Source organism: Denitromonas iodatirespirans, from assembly GCF_018524365.1.
Taxonomy (GTDB): domain Bacteria; phylum Pseudomonadota; class Gammaproteobacteria; order Burkholderiales; family Rhodocyclaceae; genus Nitrogeniibacter; species Nitrogeniibacter iodatirespirans.
Genome location: NZ_JAEKFT010000004.1, coordinates 89,991 through 106,194, shown reverse-complemented (window position 1 = coordinate 106,194; position 16,204 = coordinate 89,991). Strand labels below are relative to the sequence as shown.

Here is a 16,204-nt window from a genome sequence, read left to right as displayed (position 1 = left end):
AATGAATCGATTCGTGCTGGGTGCGCTGACGGCGCTTGCAGGTCTGGGCGTCGCCGGTGCCGGTGTGGTGATGACGGGGGCGGTCAGCGTGGCGGCCGACGAGCCGCACAGCGAGGCGGTGTTCGGTTTCTTCGAACTGGCCCGTTCGCGCGCGGTCGCCGCCAGCGCGGCGGGCATCGACGTGCCTGCGCTGGACGACGATGAACGAGTGCGGCGTGGCGCGGGCAACTATGCCGCGATGTGTGTCAGCTGTCACCTGAGACCGGGTAGCGGTCCGACCGAACTGAGTGAAGGGCTGTACCCGGTGCCGCCGGACCTGACCGCCGCTGCGCCCGACCCGGCCGTCGCCTTCTGGACGATCAAACACGGCATCAAGGGGTCCGGCATGCCGGCCTGGGGCAAGAGCATGGCCGATGAGCACATCTGGGACATGGTGGCCTTTTTGCAGCGCATGCCGTCCATGGGGGGCGAGCAGTATGCGGCCGTGGTTGCAGCCAGCGACGGGCATTCGCACGGTGGTGACGAGCACATGATGGACGAGCATCACGATTCGGCGGAGGGGGGGCACAAGCATCCGACGGCGGACGACGATCACCATCCCGTGGGGGACCACCACGCTCAACCGGCGGCACCCGAGGTTCCGGCGCCGGTTGAGCCGGTCAGCGCCGCTCCCAAGCCAGGCGGAAAGACGCATGTCCATGCCGACGGCAAATCGCACGTTCATTGATCCGCGAATGCGGAGAAAGATGACAGGAATGTCATCTTCGCGTCAGCCGGGTGACGGCCAGTGCCCGACATACTCCATGTCATTCGGTTGTTGCTTAACTCATCTTGGAGTCCTGAACATGAAACGCCTTTTTGCCGTCGCTGCCTCTTTCCTTGCCCTCGGGGCCTCAGTTCCGGCCATGGCTGGCTCGGGGCATGGCCATGGTGCCATGCCCATGGCTGAGCAGCATGCCCAGATGTCCGATGGCGAGATCAAGAAGCTCGATGCGGGCAAGGGGCAGGTGACCATCAAGCACGGGCCGCTGCACAACCTTGGCATGGGCGCCATGACCATGACCTTCCGGGCCGATGGCGCGATGCTCAAGAACCACAAGCCGGGCGACAAAGTGCGCTTCCTCGCCGAGGATCGCGACGGCAAGCTGACGGTCACCAGCATGGAAGCGGCCCAGTAACTTCCGTCTTCGGGTGGGCCTTGCAGCTCGCCCGGATCGACTCCCCGAACCCGGAGCCTTCCATGCCTCCTCTTCATCCGGTGCGCGGCCGGCGCGGCCTGCGCATGCTTGCGCTCGCGCTCGTCCCCTTGCTGGCCGGGCCGGCGCTGGCCGGCGACGCCCCGCTCGGCAGCGACCTGCAGGCACTCATCGACCATGCCGTTGCGCAAAACCCGTCGCTGGCCGCTCGTGGCCATGAGGCTCAGGCCGCGCAGGCGCGGATCGAGCCCGCCGGCGCCTTGCCTGATCCGCGCTTCCAGCTCGAACTCATGGATGCCACCAACACCATGTCCAGGCGCGGTGCATCGTTGATTCCCGGCGAGGTCGGCCAGACCCGGTACCGCGTCATTCAGGCCGTACCGTTTCCTGGCAAACGCGACCTGCGTGCGGCGGTCGCCGAGGCGCGGGCCGGCCTGGCGGAAGCGGATGTGGTCGGCGCGCGCGTCGGGATCGAAGCTCAGGTCAAGACCGCCTTCGCGCGGTACTACCAGGCGGCCGGCCAGCGCCGGATCCTGGAAGGGACGTTGAGCCTGCTCGGCGCGCTCGAACCGATCGTGTTGACCCGCTATGGCGTCGGGCTGGTCCCCCAGCAGGACGCGATCCGCGTTCAGAGTGAGATCTCGGCGCTGCGTGTCGACTTGCTGGATGTCACCCGACGCGAACGCGATGCCGCCGCCAGCCTCAATGCCGCGCTGGCGCGGTCGGCCGATGCGCCGCTCGCCGTCCCCGAGGCGCTGCCTGCCATGCCCGAGCGGTTGAATTTGGCCGACCTGCGCGCCCGCATGGATGCGCATTCGCCCGAGCTGGCCCGGCTTCGCGCCGACCGGCAGGCGACGGAACATACCCGCGACCTGACCTACCGGGATCGCTATCCGGACATGGCGTTCGCGCTCACCAACAACCGGCCGCGCAGCGGCACCGACAGCTGGGACGTGATGTTCGAAGTCGCCATTCCGCTTCAGCAATCGGCCCGCCGAGCCCGCGAACGCGAGGCCGAGCGCATGCGCGATGCCGCCGAGGAGCGGATCGAGGCCGGCCGGCTGGCGCTGGAAGGGCGTATCGGCGCATCGTGGGCCGGTTTCGAAGCCAGCCGCGACAAGGCCCGCCTGCTGCGCGACACACTGCTGCCGCAGGCCGAAGCGGCCTATGCCGCGGCCGAGGCCGGTTACGAGACCGGCCGGGTGAACTTCAATACCGTGATCGAGGCCGAGCGCCAGATCCTGCGGACCCGATTGGCCCTGCTCGATGCCGAGGTCGACCGCTTCGTGCGGGCGACTGAATTGGAACAACTGACCGGAGCGCCCCTGTGAAACGCGCCTCATTCTTCGCCCTCGTCGTCGCTGCCGCTGCCGCAGCCGGTGGTTATTACCTTGCCCAGTCCGGCCTTTTGCCGGCTGTGGGCGATGTCCACGCTCAGGCTGCCGCGCCGGCAGCGGCCGACACGTCTGCTGGCGAACGCAAGATCCTCTATTACCGCAACCCGATGGGGCTGCCGGACACCTCGCCCACGCCCAAGAAGGACTCGATGGGCATGGACTACATCCCGGTCTATGCCGACGAGGCGCCCGACGACAGCGGGGCAGTCGCGGTCAGCCCGGCGCGGCTGCAGACGCTCGGTGTCAAGACGGCAAAGGCGCAGGTCCAGCCACTCGACGCCGCCTTGCGCGCGGTCGGTCGGGTCGAGATCAACGAGCGTGCCATCCACGACGTGTCACCGCGCTTCGAAGGCTGGATCGAACGGCTGCACGTGAATGCCAGCGGCGATCCGGTCAAGCGTGGCCAGGCCTTGTTCACGGTCTACAGCCCGGAGCTGGTGTCGGCGCGCAAGGAGATGGAGATTGCCGAACGCCTGGTCGAGGCCGGGCAGGCCGATCCGGTGGCGCGCGAGAGTGCCCGCCGCCTGCTCGCGGCAGCGCGCGAACGCTTGCGCCACTGGCAGGTGAGTGGCGGCGGAGCCGACGCGGCCAACATCACCTTCACCTCGCCGGCGAACGGGGTGGTGCTCGACAAGAAGGCGGTGGAGGGCATGCGCTTTTCGCCCGGCATGGCGATCTATCGCATTGCCGACCTGAGCACCGTATGGGTGATCGCCGATGTGTATGAGCAGGATCTGGCCCGGGTCAAAGTCGGCCAGGTGGCACAGGTGCAGGTCGAGGCCTTTCCGGCCCAGCGCTTCGCGGCGAAGGTGACCTATCTTTATCCGACACTCAACGCGGCGACGCGCACGACGCCGGTGCGCCTGGAACTGGACAACCGGGATGGCCTGTTGCGCCCGGGCATGTTCGTTCATGTCGAGCTGGCCGACGGTGGTGCTGCGCCGCGCCTGACGGTGCCCCGCTCGGCGCTGATCGATACCGGCGAGCGCCAGGTGGTGCTGCGGGTGGCCGGCGAGGGACGCTTCAAGCCCCAGCCGGTGACGGTCGGGCAGCGCGGGCGCGAGCATGTCGAGATTGTCGACGGGCTCGCCGAGGGTGACGACGTGGTGGTGGCGGCGAACTTCCTGATCGATGCCGAGAGCAACCTGAAGGCGGCGCTGGCGACCTTCTCCGCGCCGGAGACGGCCAAGGCGGCAGCCAAGACCTACGAGGCGGTGGGCAGCATCGATGCGCTCGACGCGGCGTCGAACAGCGTGTCGATGAACCACGAGGCGATTCCTGCGTTGAAGTGGCCGGCAATGACCATGGATTTCGGGCTCGACTCGGCCGAGGTGGCCAAGGGCCTGCTGCCCGGCGAGCCGCTGCGCTTTACCTTCGAGGATCGCGGCGATGGCGAATTCGTGATCCTCAAGATGGAAAAGGCCGATCCGGCCGCCGCCGCGGACAAGGGGCACTGAGATGCTCGATCGGCTCATCGAATGGTCGGCGCGCAACGTCTTCATCGTGCTGCTGGCGACGTTGGCCGTGGTGGCTGGCGGCGTGTATGCGGTCAAGCAGACGCCGCTAGACGCGCTGCCCGATCTGTCGGACGTGCAGGTCATCATCTACACGCCGTATGCCGGCCAGGCGCCCAAGGTGGTGGAGGATCAGGTCACCTATCCGCTCACCACGGCCATGCTGGCGGTGCCCAAGGCCAAGGTCGTGCGCGGTTTTTCGATGTTCGGCGCGTCCTACGTGTATGTGATCTTCGCCGACGGCACCGACATCTACTGGGCGCGCTCGCGGGTGCTCGAATACCTCAGCTCGGTGCAGGGCAGCCTGCCCGAGGGCGTCTCGCCGCAACTCGGGCCGGACGCCACCGGCGTGGGTTGGGTGTTCCAGTACGCGCTCACCGGCAAGGATCAGTCGCTGGCCGATCTGCGCAGCGTGCAGGACTGGTATGTGCGCTACCAGCTCACCAAGGCCGGCGGCGTGGCCGAGGTGGCGAGCGTGGGCGGCTTCGTCAAGGAATACCAGGTCATCGTCGATCCGCACCGGTTGGCGAGCTACGGCATTGCGCTGGCGCGCGTCTCGCAGGTGATCCGCGAATCGAACCGCGATGTCGGCGGCCGGGTGGTCGAGCTGGCCGAGAAGGAATTCATGGTGCGCGGCCTCGGCTATCTGAGGGGTGTCGAGGACATCGAAACCCTGGTGCTCAAGGCCGACGGCGGCACGCCGGTGCTGGTGCGCGACGTGGCGCGGGTGGAGCTGGTGCCGGCCGGGCGGCGCGGCATCACCGAACTGAACGGCGAGGGCGAGGTGGCGTCGGGCATCGTCATGGCGCGCTTCGGCCAGAACGCGTTGGATGTGATCGCCAACGTCAAGGCCAAGATCGAGGAACTCAAACCCGGCCTGCCCGAAGGCACCGAGATCGTGCCGGTGTACGACCGCGCGCCGCTGATCGAGCGCGCCATCGCCAACCTGAAATGGACGCTGTTCGAAGAGAGCCTGATCGTCGCCGCGGTGTGCGTGATCTTCCTCATGCATGTGAGGAGCGCGCTGGTCGCCATCCTCACGCTGCCGATCGGCATCCTGATCGCCTTCATCGCCATGCGCTCCATGGACATGGGCAGCAATATCATGAGCCTGGGCGGCATCGCCATCGCCATCGGTGCCATGGTCGATGCGGCCATCGTGATGATCGAGAACGCCCACAAGCACCTGGAGCGCTTGCCCGACGATGCTACCCAGCGCGCGCGCGGCGAGGCGATGATCCGCGCCTGCAAGGAGGTCGGCCCGGCGCTGTTCTTCTCGCTCCTGATCATCACCGTCTCCTTCCTGCCGGTGTTCACGCTGGAGGGGCAGGAGGGCCGCCTGTTCAGCCCGCTGGCCTTCACCAAAACCTTTGCCATGGCCGGCGCCGCGCTGCTGTCGGTCACATTGGTGCCGGTGCTGATGCTGTTCTTCATCCGCGGGCGCATCATGCCCGAGCAGAAGAACCCGGTGAATCGCTTCCTGATCTGGGCCTACCGCCCGATCATCCAGTGGGTGATGCGCCGCAAGTGGACCACCCTGGTGCTGGCGGCGGTGGCCATGGGCGCGACCATCTACCCGGCGCGCCAGATCGGCTCCGAGTTCATGCCCACGCTCAACGAAGGCGCCATCTTCTACATGCCGGCCTCGCTGCCGGGCATGTCGGTGACCGAGGCCGCGCGGCTGCTGCAGACCACCAACCGCGTCATCAAAACCTTCCCCGAGGTCGAATCGGTGTATGGCAAGGCCGGCCGCGCCGCGAGCGCCACCGACCCGGCGCCGATGGAGATGTTCGAGACCGTCATCAACCTCAAGCCCGAGGCCGATTGGCGGCCGGGCATGACCGTCGACAAGCTCATCGCCGAGATGGATGCGGCGCTCAAATTCCCCGGCGTGGCCAATTCCTGGACCATGCCGATCAAGGCGCGCATCGACATGCTGTCGACCGGTATCCGTACCCCGGTGGGGGTCAAGGTGTTCGGCAATGATCTGGGCGAGATCGAGAAGCTGGCCCGCCAGATCGAGCAGGCGGTGAAGACCGTGCCGGGCACCTCCAGCGCCTACGCCGAGCGGGTCACCGGCGGCTATTACCTCGACATCGAGCCGCGTCGCGACCAGCTCGCGCGTTACGGCATCACGGTGGGCGACTTCCAGCAGGTGGTGGCCACTGCCCTCGGCGGCGCGCCGGTAACCACCGCCGTCGAAGGGCTGGAGCGGTACACAGTGTCGGTGCGCTACCCGCGTGCGCTGCGCGACGATCCGCAGCGCATCGCCAATGAAGTCTTCGTGCCCAGCAGCGGCGGCATGATCCCGCTGGGGCAGCTGGCCGAGGTGCAGCTACGCAACGGTCCGCCGGGCATCAAGACCGAGAACGCGCTGCTGGCTGCCTACGTGTTCGTCGACATCCGCGATCGCGACGTCGGATCGTATGTGAAAGAGGCGCAGCAGGCGGTGTCCGACAAGGTCAGCTTCCCGCCCGGCTACTACGCCACCTGGTCCGGCCAGTTCGAGTACATGGAGCGCGCCAAGGCCAAGCTGGCGGTGGTGGTGCCGCTGACGCTGGCGATCATCTTCGTACTGCTGTACCTCAACTTCCGGCGGCTCACCGAGACGCTCATCGTCATGCTGTCGGTGCCTTTCGCGCTGGTCGGCGGTATCTGGCTGATGTGGTGGCTGGGCTACAACATGAGCGTGGCCGTAGCAGTCGGCTTCATCGCCCTGGCCGGCGTGGCGGCGGAGACCGGGGTGGTGATGCTGATCTATCTCGATCAGGCCTGGCAGGCGATCCGTGCCGAGCGGGCGGCCGAGGGGCGCGAGCCGACGGTGGCCGATCTTTATCACGCGATCATGGAAGGCGCGGTCGAGCGCGTGCGCCCGAAGATGATGACAGTGGTGGCTATCATGGCCGGCCTGCTGCCGATCATGTGGAGCACCGGCACCGGCTCCGAGGTGATGAGCCGCATCGCCGCGCCGATGGTGGGCGGCATGATCTCCTCGACGGTGCTCACCCTCGGCGTGATCCCGGCCTTGTACGCGCTGGTCAAGCAGTGGCGGCTCAAGCGGGGGATGGAGGAGTGGGTGACGGTGCGCCCGGTGCTGGAGCCGTCAAGCTGACGGAAATGTCATCTTGTCGTCAGGCGAGTGTCGGTGATCCGGGCGCAAGCTGAACACCGATGATCCTTCGAGGGAGACACATCATGAAATCCGTTCAAGCGATCGCTCTGTGCCTGGGGCTGATGGTGTCCGTGCCGGCGCTGGCCCATGGTGGCCCCTACATGGGCGGGGCGTCATCGGCCATCGAGCCGGCACAGGCTGTCGAGAAACTCAAGGAAAACGCCACCCGGCTGCAGGCCCAGGTGGCGCGTATTGCCGAGGCGGGGAACGACGAGGCGCGTGGCAAGGCCGTTGCCGAGTACATGCAGAGTCTGGGCGAGGGCATGATGCTGGCCCGCGCATTGGATCCGCACGGTGTGAACTGCCCGATGGGGTGGGGCGGCATGGGCATGATGGGCTACGGCATGATGGGACCGGGCATGATGGGCTGCGGGGGCGGCGGTGCGGATGAGGCGGCGCGCCTGCAGGCGATCGAGGCCCGCATGGGGATGATGCAGATGATGATGCAACACATGATGGGTGGCCAGCCGTTGCCACCCGCGAAGTAACGATGCTGCAGCGTCTGTTCTGGCGACTCTACGGCGCGCTGCGCAGCGGGATGCGTCAGAACGCGGCAGCTCACGCCAACGCCCGCCCGCGTCCGTGCTGCTCGGCCCCGCCGCCTGGCGCAGGTCGGCAGCCGTCTGATTCCGGAAGGGCGACACCATGAGGACGTCACGCGCATCCGTCATGCTGCTCGCAGTTGCCGTGCTGGCGGGCGGCGCCTGGGCCCAGGGGATGCAGATACCCAAACCGTCACCGGGTTTGATGCCGAATCCGACCGCGGGCAAGCCCCTGTTCGAAACGCATTGCGCCAGCTGCCACGGCACCGATCTGAAAGGCAGCGACAAAGGGCCGCCGCTGATTCACAAGATCTATGAACCCGCGCACCACGGAGACGTTGCTTTCCAACTCGCGGCCAGGAACGGCACCCGCGCCCATCACTGGCAATTCGGCGACATGCCGCCGGTGCCCGGCGTGAGCGCTGACGACGTGGCTCACATCACTGCCTATGTGCGCATGCACCAGCGCCGCGCCGGCATCCGCTGAGCGAGGTGTTGGACGGGATGGCGGACGTGTCTTTCGGTGTTCGTTGGACCGGCATCAGATATCGATCCGTCGCAGCCGCAGGGCGTTGGCGATGACCGACACCGAGGACAGGCTCATCGCCGCGGCGGCGAACATGGGCGAAATCAGCATTCCGAGGAAGGGGTAGAGCACCCCGGCGGCCACGGGTACGCCGGCGGCGTTGTACACCAGGGCGAAAAACAGGTTCTGGCGAATGTTGCGCATGGTGGCCACTGACAGGCGCCGGGCGCGGACGATGCCCGTCAGGTCGCCCTTGACCAGGGTGAAGCCCGCGCTTTCGATGGCCACGTCGGCGCCGGTGCCCATGGCGATGCCCACGTCGGCCTGCGCCAGCGCTGGCGCATCGTTGACCCCGTCGCCGGCCATCGCGACGCGGTGCCCCTCGGCCTGTAGCGCCTTGATGACGTCTGCCTTGTCGGCCGGCAATACCTCGGCGTGGAGGTCGTCGATGCCGAGCGTGCTGGCCACCGACCGTGCGGTGCGCGCGTTGTCGCCGGTGGCCATGACGATGCGCAGCCCCAGCCCGTGCAAGGCCTCGAGCGCGGCCGGCGTGCTGTCCTTGATCGGATCGGCGACGCTGATCAGGCCGGCGATCCTTTCATCCACGAGCAGGTACATCACGGTTTCGCCCGCGTCGCGCCGGGTGTCGGCGTCGTCGCTCACGCCAGCGTCTGGGCTGACGCCCATGTCCTCCAGCAGCTTGGCGTTGCCCAGCGCCACGGCCTTGCCATCCACCGTGCCGGTCACGCCTTTGCCGGTGATGGCCTCGAAATCGTCCGCCTTGGCGAGCGAGATGTCGCGCGCCCCGGCCCCCGCGACGATGGCCTCGGCCAAGGGGTGCTCGGAGCCGCGCTCCAGGCTGGCGGCCAGGCGCAGCACCTCGTCCTCGTCACGGTCGTCGGACGGCACGACCGCGACCAGCTTCGGCTTGCCGACGGTGAGCGTGCCGGTCTTGTCGACGATCAGCGTATCGACCCGGGCGAAGCGCTCGAGCGCCTCGGCATTCTTGATCAGCACGCCGGCTTGGGCGCCCCGGCCGGTGGCGGTCATGATCGATACCGGCGTGGCCAGCCCGAGGGCGCAGGGGCAGGCGATGATCAGCACCGACACGGCCGAGACCAGCGCATAGGCCAGTGCCGGCGCGGGGCCCCACTGCGCCCAGGCGGCAAAGGCCAGCATGGCGATGCCGACCACGGCCGGAACGAAGACGCCCGCCACCGAGTCGGCGAGCTTCTGGATGGGGGCGCGCGAGCGCTGGGCGTGCGACACCATATCGACGATCTGCGACAACAGCGTGTCGGCGCCGACCCGCTTCGCTTCGATGACGAGCGAACCGGTGCCGTTGAGGGTGGCGCCGGTGACCGGGTCGCCCTCGGTCTTCTCGACCGGCACCGGCTCGCCCGAGATCATCGATTCGTCGACCGACGAGCGGCCTTCGCGCACGACGCCATCGACCGGCACCTTGTCGCCGGGGCGCACCCGCAGCCGGTCGCCGACCGCGACGTCTTCGAGCGGAATCTCTTCTTCCTGCCCGTCGTCGCGGACGATGCGCGCGGTCTTGGCAGCCAGATCGAGCAGGGCCCGGATCGCCGAGCCGGTGCGCGCGCGGGCGCCCAGCTCCAGCACCTGACCCAGCAGCACGAGGACGACGATCACCGCGGCGGCTTCGAAGTACACGCCGACATGGCCGTCGGCGTCGCGGAAGCCTTCGGGGAAGGCGCCGGGCCACAGCACGGCGACCACGCTGAACAGGTAGGCCGAGCTGACGCCCAGACCGATCAGGGTGAACATGTTCAGATGCCGGCTGACGACCGACTTGACGGCCCGCACCAGAAACGGCCAGCCGGCCCACAGCACGACCGGGGAGGACAGGGCCAGTTCGACCCACTGGGCGCGAGCTTCACCGAGCGCGCTGCGTAGAAAACCGAGACCGACCAGGGGGCCCATGGTGAGCATCATCAGGGGAACGGTCAGGCAGGCGCCAATCGCCAGCCGGCGCTTGAAATCCACCAACTCGGGGTTGGGGCCGTCGTCTGGCGAGGGTGCGTCCGCCGGTTCGAGTGCCATGCCGCATTTGGGGCATTCGCCCGGCGCGTCGCGGATGATTTCCGGATGCATCGGGCAGGTGTAGCGCGTGCCCTCGGCCGCCTTCGCGCGCGGCGAGTCGCTCAGGAAGCGTTCGGGCGCCGCGACGAATCTGTCGTGGCAGCGATCGGAACAGAAGTGGTAGCGGTGGCCCCCGACATCTGCCGTCGGCGTGTCGGCGTCGGGCACCACCGTCATGCCGCAGACCGGATCGGTGGTCGATGCCTTGGCCGTTTCCTGCGCGGGTCGGTCATCGTCTGGAGCGGGGGCGGATGCCGCTTTGGCGTCGCGATGTTCCATGGGGTGGCTCCATCGGTGCGGTGACGCGAGTTGTGCCGCCCGTCGGCAGGCGCCGAGCGGTGGATTCGCCGAAGCCTTCGTCACCGCGTCGTTGTCCTGACTGTGACTCGATGCCCGGCCAAAGGTGCCGGCGGTCGTGGGCGCAACGGGTCGGGCGCTGGTGTGCCGGAACCATTCTCGCGCCGGCCGGTGAACGCGCACATGACCGGATGCTGACGAATCTGTCATCCGGACGCGTGCGGATACCCCGTGGCGCCCGACCGTGTCGTTCGTTCAGAGAAAGCGGTCGAGCAGCTTGCGCGAGTGCGCGTCGAGGCCCCGCAGTTTGCGGATCAGGTACTGGATGCCGTGTTCGTCGGCGATCATCAGCATGCCGCCGGGCAGGCGGCGGATGTTCTCTTCGCCGCGCAGCACCAGGCGGGTGGGGCCGCGGTCGGTGTCGACCTCCCAGGTGCTGGGCGTGGCGAAGCTGGAGACCGATTTGAGGCGCAGCAGCACGGGCATGAAGTCGCGTGCCGCGAGGGTGTCTTCGATCAGCCGGCGGGTGTTGGCATCGAGCTGGTCGAGATGGGCGATCCAGGCCAGCTCGTGGCCGTCGGCGCTGAGCAGCGAGATGCCTTCGTCGGGCGCGGCGATGGGGAAGGCGCGTACCACCTGAACCTGTTCGTGACGGACGCCCTCGGCGTCGGTCAGGCAGAGGTGGCCGAAGGGGCTGCGGGTGAGGGTGAAGTCCATGGCGGGCGTCGTCATGCGGGGCTCACTTGAGCGCGGGCTCGGCGGCAATGCCGGCGGTGTGGGCGCTGGGCATGGCCGGCGCCGTGGCGGGGCTGATGGCTTCGCCCTCGACCTGGCGCTGCTGGGCTTCGTACAGGCGCCAGTAGAAGCCGCGGTGGTCGATCAGGGTGTCGTGATCGCCTTCTTCGACGACACGGCCGCGATCCATCACCACCAAGCGGTTGGCCTTGCGCAGCGTAGACAGGCGGTGGGCGATGGCGATGGTGGTGCGCCCGCGCACCAGGTTGTCGAGCGCTTTCTGGATTTCCTTTTCGGTCTCGGTATCGACCGAGCTGGTGGCTTCGTCGAGGATCAGGATCTTCGGGTCGATGAGCAGCGCGCGGGCGATCGAGATGCGCTGACGCTCGCCGCCCGACAGGCCCTGGCCGCGCTCGCCGACCAGCGAGTCGTAGCCCTGCGGCAGGCGCAGGATGAACTCGTGAGCATGGGCGGCACGGGCGGCGGCAACCACTTCGTCGCGGGTGGCGTCGGGTTTGCCGTAGGCGATGTTCTCGGCGATGGTGCCGAAGAACAGGAAGGGCTCCTGCAGCACCAGGCCGATGTGCTTGCGGTATTCGGTCACCGGCACCGAGCGCACGTCGATGCCGTCGATGCGGATGGCGCCTTCGCTCACGTCGTAGAAGCGGCACATGAGGTTCACCAGCGTGCTCTTGCCCGAGCCGCTGTGGCCGACCAGGCCGACCATCTCGCCGGGCTGGATGACCATGTCCACATCGCGCAGCACCGAGCGGTTGCCATAGCGGAAACCGACACCGGCGACGGTGATCTCGCCGCGCACCGGGCCCAGGTGCACCGGGTTGGTCGGCTCCGGCACGCTGGAGGCATGGTCGAGGATGTCGAACACCCGCTTGGCGCCGGCGGCGGCTTTCTGTGTGACCGAGACGATGCGGCTCATCGAGTCGAGCCGGCCGTAGAAGCGCCCGATGTAGGCCAGGAAGGCGGTCAGTACGCCGACGGTGATGTCGTTGTTGGCCACCTGCCAGATGCCGAAGGCCCACACCACCAGCAGGCCGATTTCAGTCAGCAGGGCGACGGTGGGCGAGAACAGCGACCACACGCGGTTGAGCTTGTCGTTGGCCTGCAGGTTGATGCGGTTGGCTTCGTGGAAGCGCTCGGATTCGCGCTTCTCCTGGGCAAAGGCCTTGACCACGCGGATGCCGGGGATGGTGTCGGCCAGCACGCTGGTGATCTCGCCCCAGACCCGGCCGGTCTTGTCGAAACCGGTGCGCAGGCGGTCGCGCACCAGGTGGATCAACCAGGCGATGAAGGGCAGCGGCACCAGCGTGACCAGCGCCAGCCACGGGTTGATCGAGGCGAGGATGATCGCGGTCATGATGATCATCAGCACGTCGGTGGCGAAGTCGAGCGCATGCAGCGAGAGGAACACGCAGATGCGGTCGGTCTCGGAGCTGATGCGCGCCATCAGGTCGCCGGTGCGCTTGTTGCCGAAGTATTCGAGCGACTGGCGCAGCAGGTGATCGTAGGTGGTGGTGCGCAGGTCGGCGCCGATGCGCTCGGAGAACAGCGCCAGGATGTAGGTGCGCGCCCAGCCGAGCAACCAGGCCACCAGCGCGGAGGCGAACAGGCCGCCCAGGTAGAGCGTCACCAGCGAGGTGTCGATCTGCTGGCCGTTCTGGTAGGGGATCAGCACGTTGTCCATCAACGGCATGGTCAGGTAGGGCGGCACCAGGGTGGCGCCGGTGGCGGCCAGCGTGAGCAGGAAGCCGAGCAGCAACTGGCCCTTGTAGGGTTTGGCGAAGCGCCACAGGCGGAACAGCGTCCAGGTGGATGGCGGCCGGTCGATGGTGCCCGAGCAGGCCGGGCAGTCGTCCTCGTCCGGCGGCAGGGGGGCGTGGCACTGGGCGCACAGCACGGCCGGAATCGGGCCGGCCGGGCGGCCTTCGCGCAGGGCGTCGCGCAGCTGCTCGAAGCGGCGGGTGAAGCGCAGCGCGGCCGGGTTGTGGGTGAGCGTGAAGCGCCACAGCGCCAGGCGGGCGGTGTCGTCCTGCAGGGCCAGACTGGCGACGCCGGCATGGTCGCCCAGATGCAGCTCGAAACAGGTATCCAGCGGCCAGATGCGGAGGTCGCCCTCGGCCGGGCAGCTGATCAGGCGGCGGTCGGTGAGGACCAGCAGCGCCTCGGAAAAACGCAGGGTGTCGTCCAGATCGAGCGGTAGAACGGCCTCGACGGACTCATCGGCAGCGAGCGTGTCGTGCAGGCGGGATTGCCACGGTGCGGGCAGGAGCGGAGCGGCCTGGGATGCGGTGTCGGCGATGGACATGGCGTCGGTCGGAGAATCGGTTTTGGCGGCGCCCGGCATGGGCGCAATCCTGCAAGGCTGCGAACTATACGCCGCCCGCGCCGGGCTGACGCGTTCCTTTCAATTCCTCACAAAAGATAGGGGGGGTGCTGCCGTAGAATCGGCCGCCATGGTCGCTATGATACGCGCCGGTTGTACCGTGCTGCCCTCGGGGGGCACGGGTCCGATTTCCGCTTTGGTGGTCCTTTTTCGCGATGACCCAACGAACCCTGCAAGTGCTGCGCGTGCGCTACCTCGATGGCCCGAACATCTGGACCTACCGTCCGGTGATCGAAGCCTGGGTGGACATCCATGATCTGGAAGACGCGCCGTCGAACCTGATCCCCGGTCTCTACGAACGCCTCACCGCCCGGCTGCCCGGGCTGGTCGAGCATCGATGCGGGGTGGGCGAACGCGGCGGCTTTCTCGAGCGCCTGCGCGAGGGCACCTGGGCGGCGCACATCCTCGAGCATGTGGTGATCGAACTGCACGGCATGGTCGGCGTGCCGGAAGGCTTCGGCAAGGCGCGCATGACCCCCGTGCGCGGCGTCTACAAAGTGGCTTTCCGCTCCCGCAACGAGGCTATCGGCCGCATCTGCCTGGCGCTCGGCGTCGAGCTGCTGCAGGCGGCCATCGACGACACGGCCTTCGATCTGGATGGCGCGCTGGCCGGACTGCGCGCGGTGGTCGACCGCCACGCGCTCGGACCGAGCACCGGCTGCATCGTCGAGGCCGCCTATGCGCGGCGTATCCCGACCGTTCGCCTGACCGGCGGCAACCTGATCCAGATGGGTTACGGGGTGTGCCAGCGGCGCATCTGGACGGCCGAGACCGACCGCACCAGCGCCATCGCCGAAGGCGTGGCCAGCGACAAGGTGCTCACCAAACAGCTGATCGCCGCCTGCGGCGTGCCCGTGCCGGCCGGCGAGATCGCCGCCTCGCCCGAGGCCGCGTGGTCGGTCGCCGAGGACCTCGGCCTGCCGGTGGTGGTCAAGCCCACCGATGCCAACCACGGGCGCGGCGTGTCGATGGCGCTCGACTCGCGCGAGGCGGTCGCGGCGGCCTGGGCCGTGGCGGACCGCGAGGGCAGCGAGGTGATCGTCGAGCAATACATCCCCGGTGACGAATACCGCCTGCTGGTGGTGGGCGGGCGCGTGGTCGCCGCCTGCCGCGGCGAGACGGTGTGCGTGGTCGGCGATGGGGTCAGCACGGTCGAAGCGCTGATCGACGCGCAGATCAACGTCGATCCGCGGCGCGGCAGCGAAGAGATGTTTCCGCTCGACGTCATCGTGCTCAAGGACTGCCCGACCGTGGTGCTGGAACTCGAACGCCAGGGCTTGAGCGGCGAGTCGGTGCCCGCCGCCGGTCGTCGCGTGCTGATCCAGCGCAATGCCAACTACGCGGCCGACGTGACGGCGCGGGTGCATCCCGAGGTGGCGGCCGATGCGGTGCTGGCGGTCAAGGTGGTGGGGCTGGACATCGCCGGGGTCGACCTGGTGTGCACGGCCATCGACCGGCCGCTGCGCGAGCAGGGCGGTGCGGTGGTCGAGGTCAATGCCGGCCCCGGTTTGCTGATGCATCTGAAACCCACCGAGGGCGAGGCCCAGCCGGTGGGTGAGGCGATCGTGGCGCATCTGTTCCCCGAGGGCGATTCGGGCCGTGTGCCGGTCATCGGCGTCAGCGGCGCCGAGGGGCGCTCGGCAATCGCGCATCTGGTGGCATGGCTGATGCAGAGCGAGCACCGCTATGTCGGTCTGGCCTGCGAAGACGGCCTGTGGATGGGCGGGCGGCTGATCACCACACGCAAGGGCGCCAGCTGGGATTCGGGCCGGCGGGTGCTGATGAACCGCTGCGTGCAAACCGCGGTGATCGAAAACGGCCCCGAGGTGATCCTCGACCAAGGCCTGGCCTATGATCGCTGCGCCGTCGGGGTGGTGACCACCGCCGGGGCGCCGGCCGATCTGGCCGCCTGGCACATCGCCGACGAGACGCATCTGCGCAACGTCTGGCGCACCCAGGTGGACGTGGTGCTCGCTGCTGGTGCCGCGGTGCTCAACGCCGACGACGCGCAGGTGGCCGATCTGGCCGAGCTGAGCGACGGCGCGGTGTGGTTCTACAGCGCGCGGCCCGATTCGCCGCTGATTGCCGAGCATCTGGCCGGTGGCGGCGCCGCCGTGTGGCTCGACGGCGACGAGATCATGCTCGGGCGCGGCGGCGAGTCGACCAGCGTCGCTCGCCGGACGGCCCAGGGCATTGCCGGGCTCGATCCGCGCTGGGCCGTCGCCGCCATCGCCGCAGCCCTGGCTGCCGGCTTGGCCGGCAACCTCGTCCAGGCCGCGCTCGATACCTATCGCGCCCCCGTCAGCGCCCTTTAAGGA

The 16,204-nt window shown here is 68.2% G+C and carries 11 protein-coding genes; 8 read left to right on the top strand and 3 right to left on the bottom strand.

What is annotated here, in order from left to right; translation table 11 throughout:
• The first annotated feature begins 1 nt into the window (after position 1).
• The 7 genes from I8J34_RS04745 (at position 2) to I8J34_RS04715 (ending at position 8,308) form a co-directional block, all read left to right on the top strand.
• The gene (locus tag I8J34_RS04745) at positions 2–727 is read left to right on the top strand and encodes a c-type cytochrome (protein ID WP_214360236.1); all 726 of its coding nucleotides are present in this window, start codon (positions 2–4) and stop codon (positions 725–727) included.
• 214 nt (positions 728–941) lie between these two features.
• Positions 942–1,178, top strand: a complete 237-nt coding sequence (locus I8J34_RS04740; protein ID WP_230411709.1) for a copper-binding protein — start codon at positions 942–944, stop codon at positions 1,176–1,178.
• Between the two features lie 104 nt (positions 1,179–1,282).
• Complete coding sequence (locus tag I8J34_RS04735) at positions 1,283–2,527, top strand: TolC family protein (protein WP_214360234.1); 1,245 nt, start codon at positions 1,283–1,285, stop codon at positions 2,525–2,527.
• Positions 2,524–4,050: an efflux RND transporter periplasmic adaptor subunit gene (locus tag I8J34_RS04730; RefSeq protein WP_214360233.1), complete on the top strand. Its 1,527-nt coding sequence runs from the start codon at positions 2,524–2,526 to the stop codon at positions 4,048–4,050. Before I8J34_RS04735 ends, I8J34_RS04730 begins: the two co-directional genes overlap by 4 nt.
• Before the next feature lies 1 nt (position 4,051).
• The gene (locus tag I8J34_RS04725) at positions 4,052–7,219 is read left to right on the top strand and encodes an efflux RND transporter permease subunit (RefSeq protein WP_214360232.1); all 3,168 of its coding nucleotides are present in this window, start codon (positions 4,052–4,054) and stop codon (positions 7,217–7,219) included.
• 83 nt (positions 7,220–7,302) lie between these two features.
• Entirely contained in the window at positions 7,303–7,767 is a 465-nt protein-coding gene (locus I8J34_RS04720; RefSeq protein ID WP_214360231.1) for a hypothetical protein, read from the top strand.
• A 181-nt stretch (positions 7,768–7,948) separates the two neighbouring features.
• On the top strand, positions 7,949–8,308 hold the full coding sequence (locus I8J34_RS04715; protein ID WP_230411708.1) for a c-type cytochrome: 360 nt from the start codon (positions 7,949–7,951) through the stop codon (positions 8,306–8,308).
• A 54-nt stretch (positions 8,309–8,362) separates the two neighbouring features.
• Here the strand turns inward: I8J34_RS04715 and I8J34_RS04710 are convergent, their stop codons facing one another.
• The 3 genes from I8J34_RS04710 to I8J34_RS04700 form a co-directional block, all read right to left on the bottom strand.
• On the bottom strand, positions 8,363–10,732 hold the full coding sequence (locus I8J34_RS04710) for a heavy metal translocating P-type ATPase (protein WP_214360229.1): 2,370 nt from the start codon (positions 10,730–10,732) through the stop codon (positions 8,363–8,365).
• 273 nt (positions 10,733–11,005) lie between these two features.
• The gene (locus I8J34_RS04705; protein WP_214360228.1) at positions 11,006–11,482 is read right to left on the bottom strand and encodes a cyanophycin metabolism-associated DUF1854 family protein; all 477 of its coding nucleotides are present in this window, start codon (positions 11,480–11,482) and stop codon (positions 11,006–11,008) included.
• Positions 11,483–11,489: 7 nt separating this feature from the next.
• The gene (locus tag I8J34_RS04700; RefSeq protein WP_230411707.1) at positions 11,490–13,847 is read right to left on the bottom strand and encodes a cyanophycin metabolism-associated ABC transporter; all 2,358 of its coding nucleotides are present in this window, start codon (positions 13,845–13,847) and stop codon (positions 11,490–11,492) included.
• Between the two features lie 194 nt (positions 13,848–14,041).
• Between I8J34_RS04700 and I8J34_RS04695 the strand changes: the two genes are divergently transcribed.
• Positions 14,042–16,201: a cyanophycin synthetase gene (locus I8J34_RS04695; RefSeq protein WP_214360227.1), complete on the top strand. Its 2,160-nt coding sequence runs from the start codon at positions 14,042–14,044 to the stop codon at positions 16,199–16,201.
• Positions 16,202–16,204: the final 3 nt, after the last annotated feature.

Coding starts and splice junctions, on each gene's coding strand:
- I8J34_RS04700 (WP_230411707.1), bottom strand. CDS start 13,847: ATGCCGGGCGCCGCCAAAACCGATTCTCCGACCGACGCCATGTCCATC.
- I8J34_RS04710 (WP_214360229.1), bottom strand. CDS start 10,732: ATGGAACATCGCGACGCCAAAGCGGCATCCGCCCCCGCTCCAGACGAT.
- I8J34_RS04705 (WP_214360228.1), bottom strand. CDS start 11,482: ATGACGACGCCCGCCATGGACTTCACCCTCACCCGCAGCCCCTTCGGC.
- I8J34_RS04745 (WP_214360236.1), top strand. CDS start 2: ATGAATCGATTCGTGCTGGGTGCGCTGACGGCGCTTGCAGGTCTGGGC.
- I8J34_RS04725 (WP_214360232.1), top strand. CDS start 4,052: ATGCTCGATCGGCTCATCGAATGGTCGGCGCGCAACGTCTTCATCGTG.
- I8J34_RS04740 (WP_230411709.1), top strand. CDS start 942: ATGGCTGAGCAGCATGCCCAGATGTCCGATGGCGAGATCAAGAAGCTC.
- I8J34_RS04715 (WP_230411708.1), top strand. CDS start 7,949: ATGCTGCTCGCAGTTGCCGTGCTGGCGGGCGGCGCCTGGGCCCAGGGG.
- I8J34_RS04720 (WP_214360231.1), top strand. CDS start 7,303: ATGAAATCCGTTCAAGCGATCGCTCTGTGCCTGGGGCTGATGGTGTCC.
- I8J34_RS04735 (WP_214360234.1), top strand. CDS start 1,283: ATGCTTGCGCTCGCGCTCGTCCCCTTGCTGGCCGGGCCGGCGCTGGCC.
- I8J34_RS04695 (WP_214360227.1), top strand. CDS start 14,042: ATGACCCAACGAACCCTGCAAGTGCTGCGCGTGCGCTACCTCGATGGC.